The following is a 16777-nucleotide window of genomic DNA, read 5'->3' on the forward strand; positions in this document are numbered from 1 at the left end:
CGCTTACCTCTAACCCTTTTTCAAACATTCCACTTACTAATTTAAATATTTCTTTATGCTCTGGAACCACAAACATCCTTTCTTTAACATTCTCTTTTAAGTGATGATATAAAGAGTTATCTATTATAGGACCACCTAAAACCTCTTGCTCTAATGTTATTAATTCTTGTCTTATCATTTCTTACACCTCATTTTTTAAATAATATACTTTTCATCATCAAAATCTATCTTTGTGTCATTATTTGATTTTTTCTTTGATTTCCATTCTTCATAATTGACCTTATTTGAACCTTCTTCCATGAATGTACTTATACCATTATTTCTTTTTAAGAAATCACTTAGACTCCATTTATAACTAAAATAGAATTCACTTTTAAGAATTTCACTATATAAATCTATAGCCTGTTTTACCTCTTCTGCTGAATATTCCTTTAAAACTTTCGTAACTTCTTTTTTAATTACCGGAGTTATCTCTTTATGTTTTATTATCTTTTTGCTATTCCAGTAATTAAATATATCTTCAACATCTTTAGACTTTTCTTTTTTAGTTTCAATAGATTTAATTTTTAAGTTATTTTCTAACTCTTTTAATAAATCTAATTTACTTAATCCTTTATCTTTAAGAGTATCTAATTCTTTTTTTATTGCTCCTGGATCATAATTGCTTTTAATTCTATTGAATAAATCCTCTTCTAATTCTTCATTGATTTTATTGACATAATCTTCATTGTCTAAATCACTATATATATTTTCTTTTATGTTTTCTTTTTGTTTTCTTTTAGTAGGTACATTTTGTACGTTGGCTGTAGGTACATTTTGTACATAATCAAAAGGTATGTTTTGTACATTATGTACATTTTGTACCTTAGGTATATTTTGTACATTATGTACATTTTGTACCTTAGGTATATTTTGTACATCACTTTCAGTTAAAATATAATATCTATTATTCTGTTTAACTGTCTCTTTTCTTATATAACCCTTATCAACTAAACTTTTAATATTTTTTAATACATACCTAGTATGTGAATAACCCATTTTCTCTTTTAAAGTTTCTAGGGTTGGATATGAATACCCATGCTTAGGACTGTAATACCTAAAAATTAATATCATCAATAATTTTTCATTTCCTGTTAATTCAGTGTTATCAGCAATTTCATTAAATTGCTCCCATCTATCCTTTGACACTAATACCACCTACTTAAACACCCTATTAAATAGCCTTAATCCTTCCCATGAAGGCTCTTTGTCCATGCTTTTGCAATTTGATATATATAAACTTAATATCTTAATACTCATACCTTTACTACCTTTCTATAACAAATTTTCTCCTATATGTTCTTCTAAAAAATCATCTAACTTTGATAGTACAAATCGAATATCTCTACCAAATCTTAATACTGGTGCTCCTTCTATCCTTGCTAATCTTAAAACCTTTGTATATGAAATCCCCCATGCTTCTGCAAGTTCTCTTGGTGTACAAGTCTTTTCTAAAACTTTTCTTCTGTATTCTTGTATCTTTTTATTTTGTTCTTGTAACTGTTCCATGTTATCCCTCCATAATTTAATCTAATAGAACGTTTCGTTCACTCAGCTATATTTATCTTTTCCAATACATCTACTTAGAACCACTGTAGTTTGATTTTATAGTGGAGCTTGTCCTATTCTCATAAAGTATTGCACTTTACTTATGTCTTACTCTGTAGTGTCTTTTTGATATGATTTATTTTCGCAACTTATAGCGAAAATTTTTAGATATGCATATAATTCTTATCTGACAATTCAAATTTAAATTGTCAAAATCGTTTATAACGATTTTAGATTAAATATTCTCGTACACCATGTACGACTAGTTTAGATATCCACTTAACAGATACTTGCGTTTAGTCATTATCACTAAAGAACAATGTAATTACATCTGAATTAAGTTCTTTTGCTATTTTTGTCATAATTTCTCTACTTGGATTTTTAGCTTTTCCATTCTCTATTAATCGTAGATACTCTCTTGATATGCCTATTCTTTCTGCAAACTCTCCAGCTTTAAATCCTTTTCCTACTCTTAATGCTTTAATTTTATACTTAATCATTTCGCACCTCCATTGACAAATTAAACTTGTCAAATAAATCTTACATCAACAAATTTTACTTGTCAATATTCTTTTTTATTTTTATTTTGACAAATTATATTTGTTGCTAGATAATATTAACTAGGAGGATTGATATTCATGAGTGTAAATGAAAAAATTAAAATTTATAGACAACAGAAAAAAATAAGCCAAAGAGAGCTTGGTCGTAGAATAAATAAGACCGGTCAATTAATATCCTCTATAGAGCGAGGAGAAACAACTCCTTCAATGGATACAATAAAAAAGATAGCTGCTGCTCTTGAGACCCCTATAGACTCCTTTTTTGAAGTAGATATTACTCTTTCCAAAAGGTTAATTGACTCCTTGGAATTGCCTATCTTAAAAAAAATTGGATTTGCAGACACTTTAGAAGTATTGTCAGAGGACTTAGAGATTGATTATGAATTACTTGATGAATGTGTAAAAGGCAATTTAGAACTTTCTATTGATGTTCAAGAAAAATTATTAAAAGCATTAGCCGGTATAGATTTTAATACCTTTTTAGAATTTATAGAAACTAATAAAAAAGACATACAAAAAATAGATAGATTAGACAGGTTAGTATCAGAACTTTATATAGAACAAATACATGATTTAGACAAAAAATCTATAGATATATTAAAATCATATATACTTCTTGTTTTTGGTAAAAATGTTCAAGAATTATTAAGTAACGATGTTTTACATGGATTACAGAAGGAAATTCACAATTTTCTAAAATTTAAATTATTTGAATTAGAAAGAGAATATTCTAAAGATAACAAATAATAAATTATAGATACCATATATTTTTTAGTAGTAACTACTTAACTTAAACTCCTCAACATTACTCAACAATAAATTACCTTTGAGTAAATCGTGATTCACTATTTGTAAAAATAAAATTTTTCCCAAGTTGTTGGGAAAAGAAAATACTTTCTCCACCTGTGGAGAAAACCACTTTATCTTTAAAATTCGAGGTTGCTTTTAGTGACCTCAAATCAAATTTCAACTTAATCTGAGCCGGTATTTTACCGGGGCATGTTGTAATATAAATATTAGCTTATATAAGCATTTTTAAATTTAAATGATAAATTATATTAATAAATAGAAAGAGGTATTAAGAATGGCAAAGAGGACTAATGGAGAAGGTTCTGCTAAGTGGATAGTTAAAAATGGCGTAAAGTATTGGCGTATTACTATTACCACTGGCTATGATCCTTTAACCGGAAAACAATTAAGAAAAGATATTTACGGTAAAACTCAAAAAGAAGCTAAAGAAAAATTAAAAGCGTTCCAGGAAAGTAATACAGTTCATAGTGATAATTCTACTTTAGGCAATTTCTTTTATGAATGGCTATGGAATATTAAAAAACAAGAGTTAAAGGCTTCTACATTTGATAGAATTGAGGGAATATATAGAAACTACATAAAGCCTACTAAAAACTTAAATAGTGCTAAATTAACTAATATAGATACTTTATATTTGCAAAAAATAACTAATAAATTGCTAGAAAATCATACTATTAATCAAGTTAAGAACTTAAACAAAGTTTTAAGTAATTGCTTTAAATACGCTGTATCAATAAATAAAATTAAATCTAATCCTGTAACTGGTATAGTATATCCTAAAACTCATGAAGTTATTGAAGAGAAAATAAACTATATAACAGAAAAAGAACAACAAGACCTTATAAAGGCTCTACAAGGCGATAAATGCGAAGGAATAATATTACTAGGCTTAATGTGTGGTATGCGACTAGGAGAAGCTATGGCACTACAAGAAAAGGATATAGACTTCGATAATAGATTAATCAATATAAATAAATCAGTAAAATTAGTATGGACCGGTGAATTAACTAAAGATAATAAAAGAATATATGAGAATAGAGTAACTATACCAAAGACTAAAACAAGTATAAGAGAAGTTCCATTCCCCTCTATGCTTGTACCAATTCTTAAAGGAATTATTAAAAAGAATAAAGAAAATAAATTAAAATATGCTGATATATACTTTGATAATAAATTAATCTTTTGTAAGGAGCATGGCGAATACATAGATAATAAACAACCTAATAGAAGATTAAAATCTGCTTTAAAACGTGCTGGTATAGAAGCTGATATAAACTATCATAGTTTAAGACATATATTTATAACTAACTGTATAAGCAATGATATTAATATTAAAACTGTAATGGATTGGGTTGGTCATGCTGATATAAATGTTACTATGAAAATATATGCTGAAATTAATAAAGAAAAAAATCTTAAAGAATATGAAAAAATCAATAGTATGTTTAAATAGACTATCGCTATATAGTCTATTTTATTTTCCCACTAAATCTAAAAAGTTTCCCACTATTTTTCCCACTATCTTTCCCACTTCTTCGGTAAAAAATATTAAAAACCATCTAGTGATTACCCCCTCTAAAGCATTGATAATAGTAGCTTTTAAGTGTTAATAAAAATTAGTAGAAAAACACTCTCACGATTCCCTCTGCCGGCACCAATTATATATCTAACAAAGTTAAAAGCCTTGATATTTTTACTATATCAAGGCTTTAACTTTATACTTTAAATATATAGGTAATTCTCTACAATATAATTCTAATTACCTTTTCTCTTTGCTGGTACAAAAAGTTTAGAAATGTCTACACCCTCATGCTCAAGTAACTTTATTTTTTTATCAATACCTCCAGCATATCCAGTAAGATTCCCATTTGTACCCATGACTCTATGACACGGAATAATAATAGATATTGGATTATGTCCTACAGCACCACCAACTGCTTGACTTGACATACTTTTTTTATTCATTTTAAATGCTACCTTTTTTGCTATTTCACCATAAGTAATAGTTTCTCCGTAGGGAATCTCACATAAAATATCCCAAACCAACTTGCGAAACTCTCCTCCATTTGGAGCTAACTGTAATTCACTAATCTTCGGTTTTTCTCCTGCAAAATATCTATCTAACCATTCCTTTGTTACTATAAATATATTTAAATCATTATTTTCAATGAGATTTTCCGATACAGTACTACCAAAATACTTTTGCCCTTCTAGCCATAATCCAATTAAATTTTCTCCATCACTAGCTATTGTTATTGCTCCTAATGGTGATGAATAACGTGTTGAATAATACATATTTAACCTCCCTATTATATTTCTCTCCCTACACTTTTACTTTGCTATTCAAACAAAATCTGATAGAATATATAAAATATATTAAAACTATAAGATGAAAACTTAAGGAGAAATACTATGTTTAAAAACTTTAAAGAAAAAAGTCCAATAATTAAAATTACACAAATTATTTTATTTATTACTACAGCATTATACTTATTAGAATCAATTTTTTTAGCTGGATTATTCACTAATATTATGTTAGCTGCTCTTAATCTTTTAGTTAGTGCTATTTGCATAATTATATCACTTATAAAAAAAGAATATAAACTAACTATTATAGATTTAGTTCTTGCTATAATTACTATTGTAATATTTATGTATTTAACATCTTTATAATAAGTTTACCCCTACTTTATTATTAATAACAGTAGGGGTATTTATATTATTAATTAATATCCGCTTTAAATACTATTCCTGCTTTTTTTCTTGCAGTAGTTTGAACTTCACTTACAATCAAACTATGTTCTAACATTTTATAGCACATATCTAAATCATGGTTTTTAATAGCATTTATAAATTCTATAAATTCACTAACCATACGATTATCATATTTATTTTCATTAATCAAAGTAGTATTTCCATCATTCATTATAATCTTAAAATTCCCACAAACATTAACTGGAGTATCCATGTATATACATCCATTACTTCCTTGAATGTTATTTGCAATTGGCGCTTTACAATCTTTAGCTCCAACACAAACACACTTAAACTTCTCATAATCTAAAATTAAAATTCCTGATGTATCTATTTTCCTTTCTATATTAGGATAATACTCAACATTTTTAGGTTTACCAAATAATCCAACTACATAATGAATATTATAAATATTTAAATCCATTAATGCTCCACCAGAAAATTCAGGATCAAAAGCTGGTAATATAGTGCCTTCCTTAAAGCTATTATATCTACTTGAATATTGTGAGTAATTACATTGAACTATTTTTATATCACCTAATGTGGGAAGTAATTCTTTTACCTTTAAGTAATTAGGTAAATATTCTGTTGTAATTGCTTCAAAAAGAAATAACTTCTTTTCTCTTGCTAAATCATTTAATATTTTAGCTTCCTTATAATTTGATGTTATTGGTTTTTCAACTATAACATTTTTATTATATTCTAAAGCTTTCTTTGAAAATTCAAAATGAAGATTATTTGGTAATGCTATATACACTGTATCTACATCACTTTTAAGTAATTCTTCATAATCATAAAAAACTTCTTTAATATTATGTTTACTTTTTAACTTATTTAATTTTTCCTCACTACCTCTTCTACCATAAATAGCTCTTAATTCTACTTCGTTTAAATATGGCATTATCTCTAAAAAATCCTTTACTATCATTCCTGAACCGATAATAGCTAATTTCATATCTTCTCTTCTCCTTTATACCTTTTACTCATACAAAATATTAATTAATTATAACATAAAATAAGCTATTAAAAATTTACTTTAATTCTTTTCTCAATAGTTAACATTTAATCTTTAAATTACTTTAATATCAATTTAATTATTTTTCTAATTTATTTCTTGAAGAAAAATAACTTCATTTTTATTTGTAATGGACTCTATAAAATCATAATGACATACTTCTCTTGATATCTTAAGCCCAAGTAAAATCCCTATTAAATCATTAGATGATACATTGTTATTACTTATTTCTATATCACTAATTTTTACATTTTTACTTTGTATATCTTGTAATAATCTTGATGCTGCTGTAGTTGAGTTCACTAAGATATACAATGTTATATTTCTTGAATTTCTATTAATTTTTTTATCAATATTAGCAAGAGCAACTGTAACTGCAGAAATAAATAAACATCCTATAATTGCTCCTGAATAAAATCCTGCCCCAATAGCTAGTCCCATACATGCACATGCCCAAAGTCCTGCTGCTGTTGTTAACCCTCTTACTTTATTCTTTCCAGTAACTATAATAGTACCAGCTCCTAAAAAACCAATTCCACTTATTACTTGTGCTCCAAGTCTAGTTGGATCAGTATATCCATTATATATTTTACACATATAAATATTAGTTATCATTGCAAGAGTTGCTCCAATAGATACTAGTATATGAGTCCTAAGTCCTGCTGGTCTTCTTTCTCTCTCTCTTCCATACCCAATTATCCCTCCAAAGATCACAGCCATTGTAAGTCTAAGAATTATAGAAACCAAGTTCAAGTCCTCTAAATATAAAGCTATATCTTTTATCACATTAAAACACCTCCCCTTATATATTATTAAGTTAAGAGCAGGTTATTAACTAAGTTTTTAATTAATTTTAAATTTATTGGCCAATAATTCATTTTACACACTATATTAATGCAAAGCTCATTAATTCCGCACTTCATATATACACTAATTTATAATCATTTAATTTAATTGAAGTTTCCACTTTCTAGTGCTACTATAATATAAATTAATTCTTATAATGGAGGAAAAATTATGTCTATATTAAATAAAAATGACAAAATTGCTATAGTTGCTTGTTCAAATGGTCAACCTATAGCTAATAAATTCAAAATTGATAATTTATTAGAACTCTTAAAAAAGTTAAGCTTAAATCCTATTTGTAGTAACTACATATATGAAACTACATCTCCATTTAATGGTGCTGCTAAAGATAAGGGAAAAGCCTTTATGGATTTATATAGAAATAATGAAATAAAAGCTATCTTTGATATCTCTGGTGGTGACCTTGCAAACGAAGTTTTAGATTATTTAGATTATGATTACATATCTAAAAATCCTAAACCTTTCTTTGGTTATAGTGATTTAACTACGGTTTTAAATGCTATTTATTCTCAAAGTAATAACCCTGTTTATCTTTATCAAATAAGAAATCTTATATCTTCAGATAGTGAAAATCAAATTTCTAACTTCACTAATAGCTTACTTAATAATGAAGATGATTTATTTAAGTTTTCTTATAAATTTATTCAAGGTTCAAAAATAGAAGGAACTGTTGTTGGCGGAAATATTCGTTGTCTTTTAAAGTTAGCGGGTACTAAATATATACCTGACTTTACAGATAAGGTTTTACTTTTAGAAAGTATGGGTGGCGAAGCTGGACTTATGTCTGCCTTTTTAAATCAACTTAAGCAAATGGGAGTTTTTGATAAAATTCAAGGGCTAATACTAGGTACCTTTAGTAAAATGCAAGAAAATAATATAACTCCTACTATTGAAGAATTAGTACTAAGCATAATAGATAATCCTGATTTACCAATTGCTAAGACAGAAGAAATTGGTCATGGTGCTAATTCTAAATGCATAATCATTGGAAAAAATATTTCATTATTTAATCATAAATTCAAATAATATATAATTAAATTTTTCACACTAACATATATTGGAGGTAAATAAAATGAAACGCTGTTTATATTGCAAAAAAAATTTAGATAAAAGTTTTATAGAAAATAAAATAGGTTATTTTTGTTCTGATGATCATTTTGATAAATATATTAAATCATTAAGTAAAGAGGAATATATAGAGCTGCAAAACTCAATTTGCGTTTGCAGTGATGACTAAACTATATAACCTTTTCATAATTTATATATTCTAAGGTACTTAAAGTTAAGAGATTATTTTATTAATTATTTAGTAAAATAATCTCTTTTAATTTTATAATCTTTTTCTAAAAGCATATTGACTATTAATCATCAAATTGATATTATGTGTATATAATATATATATACACTTATACACGGAGGTGAACACTTGGATATATTAATTAGCAATTCATCACCAGTTGCACTTTATGAGCAAATAGAAACTCAAATAAAAAATCAAATATTAAATGGAAATTTGAAACCTGGAGATCCACTTCCATCAATAAGATCATTAGCAAAAGAGCTTAAAGTAAGTATTATAACCTCTAAAAGAGCTTATGAAGAACTAGAAAAAGAAGGCTTTATTGAAACAGTTATTGGAAAAGGAACTTTTGTTTCCGGTTCAAATTCTGAAAGGTTAAGAGAAGCTGCCATGGCTGAAATGGAAGATAAACTTGAGGCTGTCATAATATGTGCTAAAGCTCTAGGGGTAACACTTGATGAATGTATTGAAATTTTAAAAAGTATTTATGAGGAGGTATAAATATGAATTCTATTGAAATTCGTAATTTACAAAAAAATTATAAGAATTTTTCTTTAACTATAGATAACCTTGAAATACCAGAAGGATATATTACTGGATTTATTGGTCCAAATGGCTCTGGTAAAACTACTACAATTAAATCTTTACTTGGAATGATTAAGCCTGATTCTGGCGAAATAAAAATACTAAATTCCCATATCAATAAAGATACTAAAACAAAAGAAAATATTGCTTATGTTGGTGATGAATCTGGATTCTTAGAAGAAAGCAAATTAGTTAATCTTCATAAAATAATATCTAAATTTTATTCTAACTGGGATGAAGAGTTATATAAAAAATATATAAATAAATTTAAAATAGATGAATCTAAGAAATATAAAGATTTATCTAAGGGACAAAAAAAGCAATTTGAACTTATAATGGCTTTATCTCATCATCCAAAACTATTAATAATGGATGAACCAACCTCTAGTTTAGATCCTATAATAAGAAATGAATTTTTAGACCTTATGCAAGACCACATGGAAATGGATAATATGACTGTATTTTACTCTACTCATATAACTACAGATTTAGATAAATCTGCTGATTATATAGTTATGATATACAATGGAAAAATACTTCTTAAAGGTGAAAAGGATGAAATTTTAGATAATCATACACTTGTAAAAAGCAAAAAAGATTTAATTGATAATAGTATTAAGAATGAATTTATTTCATTAAAAGAATACGCCTTTGGATTTGAAGGTTTAATATCTGATAGAAAAAAAGCTTATGAACTTTTTGGTGATGAGGCAATTTATGAAAAATGTACTCTTGAAGATATTTTATTATATTACACTAGGAGGGAGTAATTTATGAATAATATTAGTAATTTAGTAAAACTTCAATTTAATTCATTACTAGCCATAAAGAAAAATTTACTTATTATATTAGCACTTGGAATATTTTTTGCTGCTGTTCAACCAACTATGATTATTTTTGCCGGTGCCATGTATTTAATGATGGCTACCTATACAATTACTTTTTATGAAGAAAGAAGCAAAATGAATTATTTAATATATTCGTTACCTGTTAAGACAAATGAATATATTTTTTCCAAATATATATACTGCTTATTAAACACAGTTATTGCGGTAATAATATCTACAATTCTATCTGTAATTGTAAATATATTAGGAACAAATGATTTAGTTTCTTCTATGCCTATATATGTTATTCCTTTAGTTACTATGGGTATAGGTATATTTTTCACAGCGATATTAATGCCTGCTACTCTTTTACTAGGCTTTGAAAATGGAAGATATGTTCTAATGTTTATTGCTATTGCTCCAATAGTATTTTCTACTTCTTTGCTAGAAATATTAGCTGAAATTAATATAACTTTTAACCCTACACTGTTAACTATTTTAGGAATATTAATTACAATTACAGTATTACTTCTTTCTTATTTTATTACATGCAATAGATTTTCAAAAAAAGAAATTCATTAATAAATCTTGAAAGAATATATCTTATAAATGAAACTTAAAATATAATTAAACAAATGATTAACAATTCATTTTAACCTTTATAAAAAAACAAAAATAAATGGTAAGGTATAAACTAAACCTTACCATTTATTTTCTAAACCAATTCTTTAAATTTTCCTAATTCAATCTGCTTCTTATAATTTAAAGGACTTACTCCTACATATTTTTTAAATTTACTATGGAAATAATCTATATTTTTATATCCAACCTTTTCACAAACTTGATATACTTTTATGTTATCTTCCATAAGTAATTTCTTAGCTTGTTCTATTCTTATATTATCTAAATAAGTATTAAAACTCATACCAGTATGACCTTTAAATACCTTTCCTAAATATGCACTATTATAATTAAATATTTCTGCCAAAAGTTCTAATTTTAAATCCGTATAATAATTCTTTTCAATATATTTAACTATTCGCTTTATAGACTTATCTGAAGAATTAAGAGAAATAACCTTTGAAACATTAATCAATCTTTTTTCTAAAATATCTATAATTTCTTTTAAACTTTCAGTACTATAAATCTCCTTTATTATTACCTCATTATCTAAAATTAAATTTTTATCTATTTCATAATCGCTTTTAATTTTATCATAAAACTCTAAACAATTTTTAGTAACTAACACTTTAATTTCATCTTCAGTATAAAACTTAGATTGAATAAGTTCTGCCAAACCTTTTAACAATTCTTTAATCTTTCCACATTCTCCAATTTCAACATAAGTACAAATTTTATTTATAATATCCATCTCTTCAAGTAAAAATCTTTTTTTACTAATTTCTCTTATTCTCTCAGTAGTTAAAATTTCCTCATTTAAAAATAAAAATCTAGATTTCATTAATTCATTAGCAGTATTATAAGATAATAAAATATCATCTATGCTACTAACCTCTTGTCCTACTGTTACAAATATTCTTCCTTTTAAACACTTATTAATTTCTTTATTTATACTATTTAATATATTAAATGAATGATTACTATTAACATCACAAAATAATATTGCAACCTTATCTTTAACCTTACAAACCTCAATGCCATTTAAATTACTTAACTTTTGTTTTATACAACTTTCAAGTTCAATTAAATTTTCATTTTTTGTTTTCTCATCATAATTTAATATCAAAGCTACAGAATAACTTGAGTAATCTAAAGAATTTGTAAGTTCTTCATAATCCTCTACCTTTTTTCCTAACATAAGTTGAGATAGTGAATATTCTTTAACGTAGTCTTTTTGTTTTTCAATATTTCTTAATTTATTTTTTTCCTCTTCTATTTCATTTCTTAAATTAACAGCTATATCATATAGCTCATCTTCATCTATAGGCTTTAATAAATAGGACTTTACTCCATACTTAATTGCAACCTTTGCATATTCAAAATCAGAATAACCACTAATAATTACAAATTTACCTTTAAATCCATTATCTATACTTTCTTTAATTACATCTAATCCAATCTTTCCGGGCATTTTAATATCTATTAAAACTAAGTCTGGATCTAGCTTACATATTTTATTATATGTATCATCTCCATCACTACCTTCACCACAAACATAAAATCCAACTTCTTCCCATGGAACTATATTCTTAATCCCCTCTCTTACATATGGTTCATCATCTGCAATTAAAACTTTTAACATTTATTCTCTTCCCCCTCAATAGCTGGTAATATTAATACAACCTTTGTCCCAATATTCAACTCGCTAAATACGTGTATACCATATTTTTCACCATAAAAAATTTTAATTCTTTCATTTATATTTCCCATTCCAATACTTTGATGTCCATTTTCTTTTTTGTTAGTTTTACCTAGATTTTCATTGATAAACTCTAGCCTCTCTCTTGTCATTCCACATCCATTATCAGATATTTCAACTATTAGATAACCCAAATCCTCAAAGGCACTTACAGTTATTTTCCCCTTTTCTTTTGTTCCTTCTAACCCATGTACAAAAGCATTTTCTACAATTGGCTGTAATAACAGTGGTAATATCTTATATTTTTTCGATTCTACTTCAATATTAAATTCATGCTCAACCTTTCCCTTAAATCTTAACTCTTGTATTTCTAAATAATTTTTCACTAATTCTATTTCTGATTCAAAGGAAACACTTTCATTGCTTACCTCCAAATTTCTTCTCATTATTTTCCCAAGTTTTTTAACTATTCCCGCAAGTTCTCTATCACCATTACAAAATGCTCTCATTCTAATAGTTTCTAAGGTATTATATAGAAAATGAGGATTAATTTGACTTGCTAGCATTTTAAACTCAGCCTCTTTTTGTTTAACCATCAATTTTTCCTGCTGAATTTTCCTAACGTATACCTCATCAATTAATTTATTTATACTTTCCATCATAAAATATAAATCATCATAAACTTCTGAAATTTCATCATTTCCACTAATACTCTTTTTAATATTGAAATTTCCTTTAACAACCTTATGCATTTCATTTCTTAATACATTAATTCTATCCGCAAAATTTTTAGAAAAATACAATATAACAATTAATGAGCAGAAAATTGCTAAAGCAATTATAATAATACTTTTTGTAATAACATTTTTGGATTCTAAAGTTATTAAATCAACTGGCACCTCTACTAAAACTTGAAATGTATTATTAAATGATTTATCAATTTTAAACGTATTTAAAATTGAATGATCTCCATCTTCATTAAACTCTTCTTTTACATCATAATAATAACTTGCTTCTGCTTCACTTTTACCTAAATCTGCCATCTCACCTATTGGTAAAGAATTTGAATATACAACTCGTCCATCTAATAATATAGAAGAGCGATATCTTTCATCTCTAACTATATCGCCTAACTTACCAATATTAACACTTATCACCAAAACTCCTATATTTCCTCTTGAATCTGAATTAATAGATCTTACAAGTGATAAATTATAATTCTTAGTCGTTTCATCCTTTTTATATAGCCAAGTTATTATTCCTTTTCCATCAATTGCATTTTTATACCATTCACTTTCTCTTATTTCATCATCAACTTTTATAATATTAGACCCATTTAATAGTGTTTCATTATCTACATAAAGCTTTATGCTATTAAAATCGTTATAGTATACTAAATAATCATTTAATACATTAAAACTAGAATATGCTGTTACTACATCTCCATAATTATTGTAATTTTCTGTAACTAACGCATGAATATTATCATCTTGGTAAATCATATCTGAAGTATTGATTGCTAATTTTAATGATTCCTCCATTCTACTTTTAATAGTTTTATTATTATATCTCCCCTCACTAATTGCATTTTGTACTACTATATTATTCATTCGAGATGTTAGGTATCCACCAATAATTACTACAGTTACTATTACTATTAACAAATAAGAAATAATTAACTTACTCCTTATTTTCATATTATTTATTACATTTTCTATTATTCTCATTTCTCAAATACCCACTTAAATTACATTTTTACCTATAAATACAATATACCACATTTTTCTTTGTAATTGTATACAATATTGAATTTATAATACTCTTATTAATTTTTATCACTAATATTACTAGTATTATTGATAGAATTATTGCAGTATTTTTTATTACTCTAGTATAGTAAACTATAAATAGATAATACTTTAATAATCACATGTAATCCCACTTTTCTTAAACATATAGCTAAAGGCAGAGTATCATTTTTATGAGCTCTGCCTTTACTACTATGCTAAGCATTAATTATAATCTATATTTCTTACCTGCTATAGTATCTATTTCAATGCTCTCATTAATCATTGTTCCAATATATTTTTTACCAAACTTTATTTTACATTTCCCTCCAACTTTTGATGTTATAGAAAGTTTTGTTATCTCATTATTATCCCATTTAAAATCTATAACAAATCCTCCTCTAGCCTTAAGCCCTTTTATATATCCACACCTCCACGCCTTTGGAATAGCAGGTAATATTTCTATAATACCTGTATGACTTTGAATAAGCATTTCTGCTATCCCTGCTGTTCCTCCAAAATTCCCATCAATTTGAAATGGGGGATGAACACAAAATAAATTCATAAATGTTAGATTCTTTAATAATACATGTAAATACTTATTTGCTAATTCAGCTTCTTTTAATCTCGCATAAAAATTAATTATCCATGCACAACTCCAACCAGTATGTCCTCCCCCTTGATTCAATCTTCGTTCTAGTGTTTTTTTACTAGCTTCAAGTAATTCAAAATTATTTTTTTCTGAAATTTCTCTACCTGGATAAAGTGCAAATAAATGTGACATATGCCTATGGCCTGGCTCATATTCATCAAAATCCTTATACCATTCTTGAACTGCTCCAAATTTATTTACTTTATATTTAGGTAATCTTCCAAGTGCTTTTTGTAGTTCTTCTTTAAATTCATTATCTACTTTTAATACATTAATAGCAGCTATACAATTGTTAAATAAATCTCTAATTATAGATATATCCATTGTAGACATCATACTTGCACAACATTTTCTTCCTTCATTATCTAAGAAATTATTTTCAGGTGATGTTGAAGGACATGTTACTAAGTTTCCATCCTTATCTTCAATTAAGTAATCTAATAAGAATATAGCTGCACCCTTCATTATTGGATAGGCTTCATTTTTTAAGAAGTTTTTATCTCTTGTAAAATCATAGTGTTCCCAAAGATGTTGACACATCCAAGCTCCACCCATAGGCCAAAATCCCCATTCACTACTTCCCTGTACTGTACTTGAATATCTCCATAAATCAACATTATGATTTGTAGTCCATCCATTACAATTAAACATTGTTTTTGCAGTACTCGCTCCAGTAACACTTAAATCTTTTAACATATTAAAAAGCGGATTATGACATTCTGATAAATTACAAGTTTCTGCTCCCCAGTAATTCATTTCTGTATTAATATTTACTGTATAATTGCTACTCCAAGCTGGTCTTAAGTCTTCATTCCAAATTCCTTGTAAGTTTACTGGTTGACTTCCTTCTCTTGATGAACTTATTAAAAGATATCTTCCATATTGAAAATATAAACTTATTAATCCTAAGTCCTCTTTATTATTTTTAAGTCTTTCTAACCTTTCATTCGTTGGTAAGTAACTATAGTCATCATTGCCTAAACAAAATTCAACCCTATTAAAAAGCTTTCTATAATCATCAATATGGTTACTTTCTATTTCTTCATAAGATTTATCTTCTAAAGATTTTAACTGACTTTTGCATAAAAGTTCTTCATCCTTACCTTCTGTACCTGGTTCTTTATCAAATCCATTAAAGCTTGTATTTGCAACTAGTACTAATGTAACACTACTTGCTTCTTTTATATTAAGAAGACCATTTGTTACATTAACATTTCCCTCTGTAACTCTTGCCTTTAAGTAAACTTGAAATCTCATTCCAAGCTTACCCTCTTCATCATAAATTATTGACTCTTCTTCATTTACATAGCTAGGTAATGCGCATATAGGTGTTACTCCCTTTAATATAATAGTATCTTGATTTAGTCCATTTACTTTACTTTTTAATAAACTTCTTAATGTTGCTGAAAAGCTTATGCTCTTTTCTTTATCAGCACTTATCTTAATTATCATTGCATTATCTGGCGCTGAAATAAATACTTCTCTTTTATAATTAATATTATTTATTTCATAACTTATTGTTGCTTTGGCATTACTTAAATCTAGTTCTCTTCTATAGCTTTTATAATTTTTATCATTATAATTAAATTTTAAATATAAATCTCCCATAGGTGCATAAGATTCAGTATATCCAGCCAAGGGGCTGTCGCACTAAATAATTAGTGCGAGGCCCCTTTTGCAAAAAAAAAATAAATCCCAGACTCTATAAGCCTA

At 26.5% G+C, this 16777-nt stretch carries 18 protein-coding genes; 8 read left to right on the forward strand and 10 right to left on the reverse strand.

Going from position 1 to position 16777, the window contains the following annotated elements:
• From ABUA17_RS16690 to ABUA17_RS16705, 4 genes are all read right to left on the reverse strand, one after another.
• On the reverse strand, positions 1–178 hold a 178-nt coding region (locus ABUA17_RS16690; RefSeq protein ID WP_349824105.1), incomplete at its 3' end, for a DnaB-like helicase N-terminal domain-containing protein.
• Between the two features lie 17 nt (positions 179–195).
• Entirely contained in the window at positions 196–1188 is a 993-nt protein-coding gene (locus ABUA17_RS16695) for a helix-turn-helix domain-containing protein (protein WP_349818165.1), read from the reverse strand.
• Positions 1189–1314: 126 nt separating this feature from the next.
• On the reverse strand, positions 1315–1548 hold the full coding sequence (locus ABUA17_RS16700) for a helix-turn-helix domain-containing protein (RefSeq protein WP_294125671.1): 234 nt from the start codon (positions 1546–1548) through the stop codon (positions 1315–1317).
• Positions 1549–1883: 335 nt separating this feature from the next.
• Entirely contained in the window at positions 1884–2087 is a 204-nt protein-coding gene (locus ABUA17_RS16705; RefSeq protein WP_347915851.1) for a helix-turn-helix transcriptional regulator, read from the reverse strand.
• A 138-nt stretch (positions 2088–2225) separates the two neighbouring features.
• Between ABUA17_RS16705 and ABUA17_RS16710 the strand changes: the two genes are divergently transcribed.
• Positions 2226–2894 (forward strand): helix-turn-helix transcriptional regulator, encoded by a 669-nt coding sequence (locus ABUA17_RS16710; protein WP_347915852.1) that lies wholly within the window; start codon positions 2226–2228, stop codon positions 2892–2894.
• Between the two features lie 337 nt (positions 2895–3231).
• Positions 3232–4410, forward strand: coding sequence for a tyrosine-type recombinase/integrase (locus ABUA17_RS16715; protein ID WP_349818164.1), 1179 nt, complete (start codon positions 3232–3234; stop codon positions 4408–4410).
• 302 nt (positions 4411–4712) lie between these two features.
• Here the strand turns inward: ABUA17_RS16715 and ABUA17_RS16720 are convergent, their stop codons facing one another.
• The gene (locus ABUA17_RS16720; RefSeq protein ID WP_042396487.1) at positions 4713–5252 is read right to left on the reverse strand and encodes a methylated-DNA--[protein]-cysteine S-methyltransferase; all 540 of its coding nucleotides are present in this window, start codon (positions 5250–5252) and stop codon (positions 4713–4715) included.
• A gap of 117 nt (positions 5253–5369) precedes the next feature.
• Between ABUA17_RS16720 and ABUA17_RS16725 the strand changes: the two genes are divergently transcribed.
• Entirely contained in the window at positions 5370–5630 is a 261-nt protein-coding gene (locus ABUA17_RS16725; protein ID WP_042396490.1) for a hypothetical protein, read from the forward strand.
• Between the two features lie 49 nt (positions 5631–5679).
• On the opposite strand, the gene ABUA17_RS16730 is transcribed toward ABUA17_RS16725, so the two are convergent.
• Positions 5680–6666 (reverse strand): Gfo/Idh/MocA family protein, encoded by a 987-nt coding sequence (locus tag ABUA17_RS16730; protein ID WP_055292424.1) that lies wholly within the window; start codon positions 6664–6666, stop codon positions 5680–5682.
• A 147-nt stretch (positions 6667–6813) separates the two neighbouring features.
• Positions 6814–7512: an MgtC/SapB family protein gene (locus ABUA17_RS16735; RefSeq protein WP_311776481.1), complete on the reverse strand. Its 699-nt coding sequence runs from the start codon at positions 7510–7512 to the stop codon at positions 6814–6816.
• Positions 7513–7743: 231 nt separating this feature from the next.
• On the opposite strand from ABUA17_RS16735, the gene ABUA17_RS16740 reads away from it, so the two are divergent.
• The 5 genes from ABUA17_RS16740 (at position 7744) to ABUA17_RS16760 (ending at position 10887) form a co-directional block, all read left to right on the forward strand.
• Positions 7744–8619 (forward strand): S66 family peptidase, encoded by an 876-nt coding sequence (locus tag ABUA17_RS16740; RefSeq protein ID WP_042396493.1) that lies wholly within the window; start codon positions 7744–7746, stop codon positions 8617–8619.
• A gap of 46 nt (positions 8620–8665) precedes the next feature.
• Positions 8666–8830: a hypothetical protein gene (locus tag ABUA17_RS16745; RefSeq protein WP_172676194.1), complete on the forward strand. Its 165-nt coding sequence runs from the start codon at positions 8666–8668 to the stop codon at positions 8828–8830.
• 189 nt (positions 8831–9019) lie between these two features.
• Positions 9020–9394 carry a GntR family transcriptional regulator gene (locus tag ABUA17_RS16750; protein WP_042396495.1) on the forward strand — a complete coding sequence of 125 codons (375 nt, stop codon included), beginning with the start codon at positions 9020–9022 and terminating at the stop codon, positions 9392–9394.
• Between the two features lie 2 nt (positions 9395–9396).
• Positions 9397–10248 (forward strand): ABC transporter ATP-binding protein, encoded by an 852-nt coding sequence (locus ABUA17_RS16755; protein WP_055277828.1) that lies wholly within the window; start codon positions 9397–9399, stop codon positions 10246–10248.
• Between the two features lie 3 nt (positions 10249–10251).
• Complete coding sequence (locus ABUA17_RS16760) at positions 10252–10887, forward strand: ABC-2 transporter permease (protein ID WP_349818163.1); 636 nt, start codon at positions 10252–10254, stop codon at positions 10885–10887.
• Positions 10888–11020: 133 nt separating this feature from the next.
• Here the strand turns inward: ABUA17_RS16760 and ABUA17_RS16765 are convergent, their stop codons facing one another.
• The 3 genes from ABUA17_RS16765 to ABUA17_RS16775 form a co-directional block, all read right to left on the reverse strand.
• Positions 11021–12568 (reverse strand): response regulator transcription factor, encoded by a 1548-nt coding sequence (locus ABUA17_RS16765; protein WP_195951067.1) that lies wholly within the window; start codon positions 12566–12568, stop codon positions 11021–11023.
• Complete coding sequence (locus ABUA17_RS16770; protein WP_195951068.1) at positions 12562–14352, reverse strand: cache domain-containing sensor histidine kinase; 1791 nt, start codon at positions 14350–14352, stop codon at positions 12562–12564. Before ABUA17_RS16770 ends, ABUA17_RS16765 begins: the two co-directional genes overlap by 7 nt.
• A gap of 289 nt (positions 14353–14641) precedes the next feature.
• Complete coding sequence (locus ABUA17_RS16775; protein ID WP_349818162.1) at positions 14642–16702, reverse strand: glycosyl hydrolase family 95 catalytic domain-containing protein; 2061 nt, start codon at positions 16700–16702, stop codon at positions 14642–14644.
• Between the last annotated feature and the right edge of the window lie 75 nt (positions 16703–16777).

This window comes from Clostridium sp. RTP31139st1_H3_RTP31139_211217, from assembly GCF_040227035.1.
Classification (GTDB): domain Bacteria; phylum Bacillota; class Clostridia; order Clostridiales; family Clostridiaceae; genus Clostridium; species Clostridium saudiense.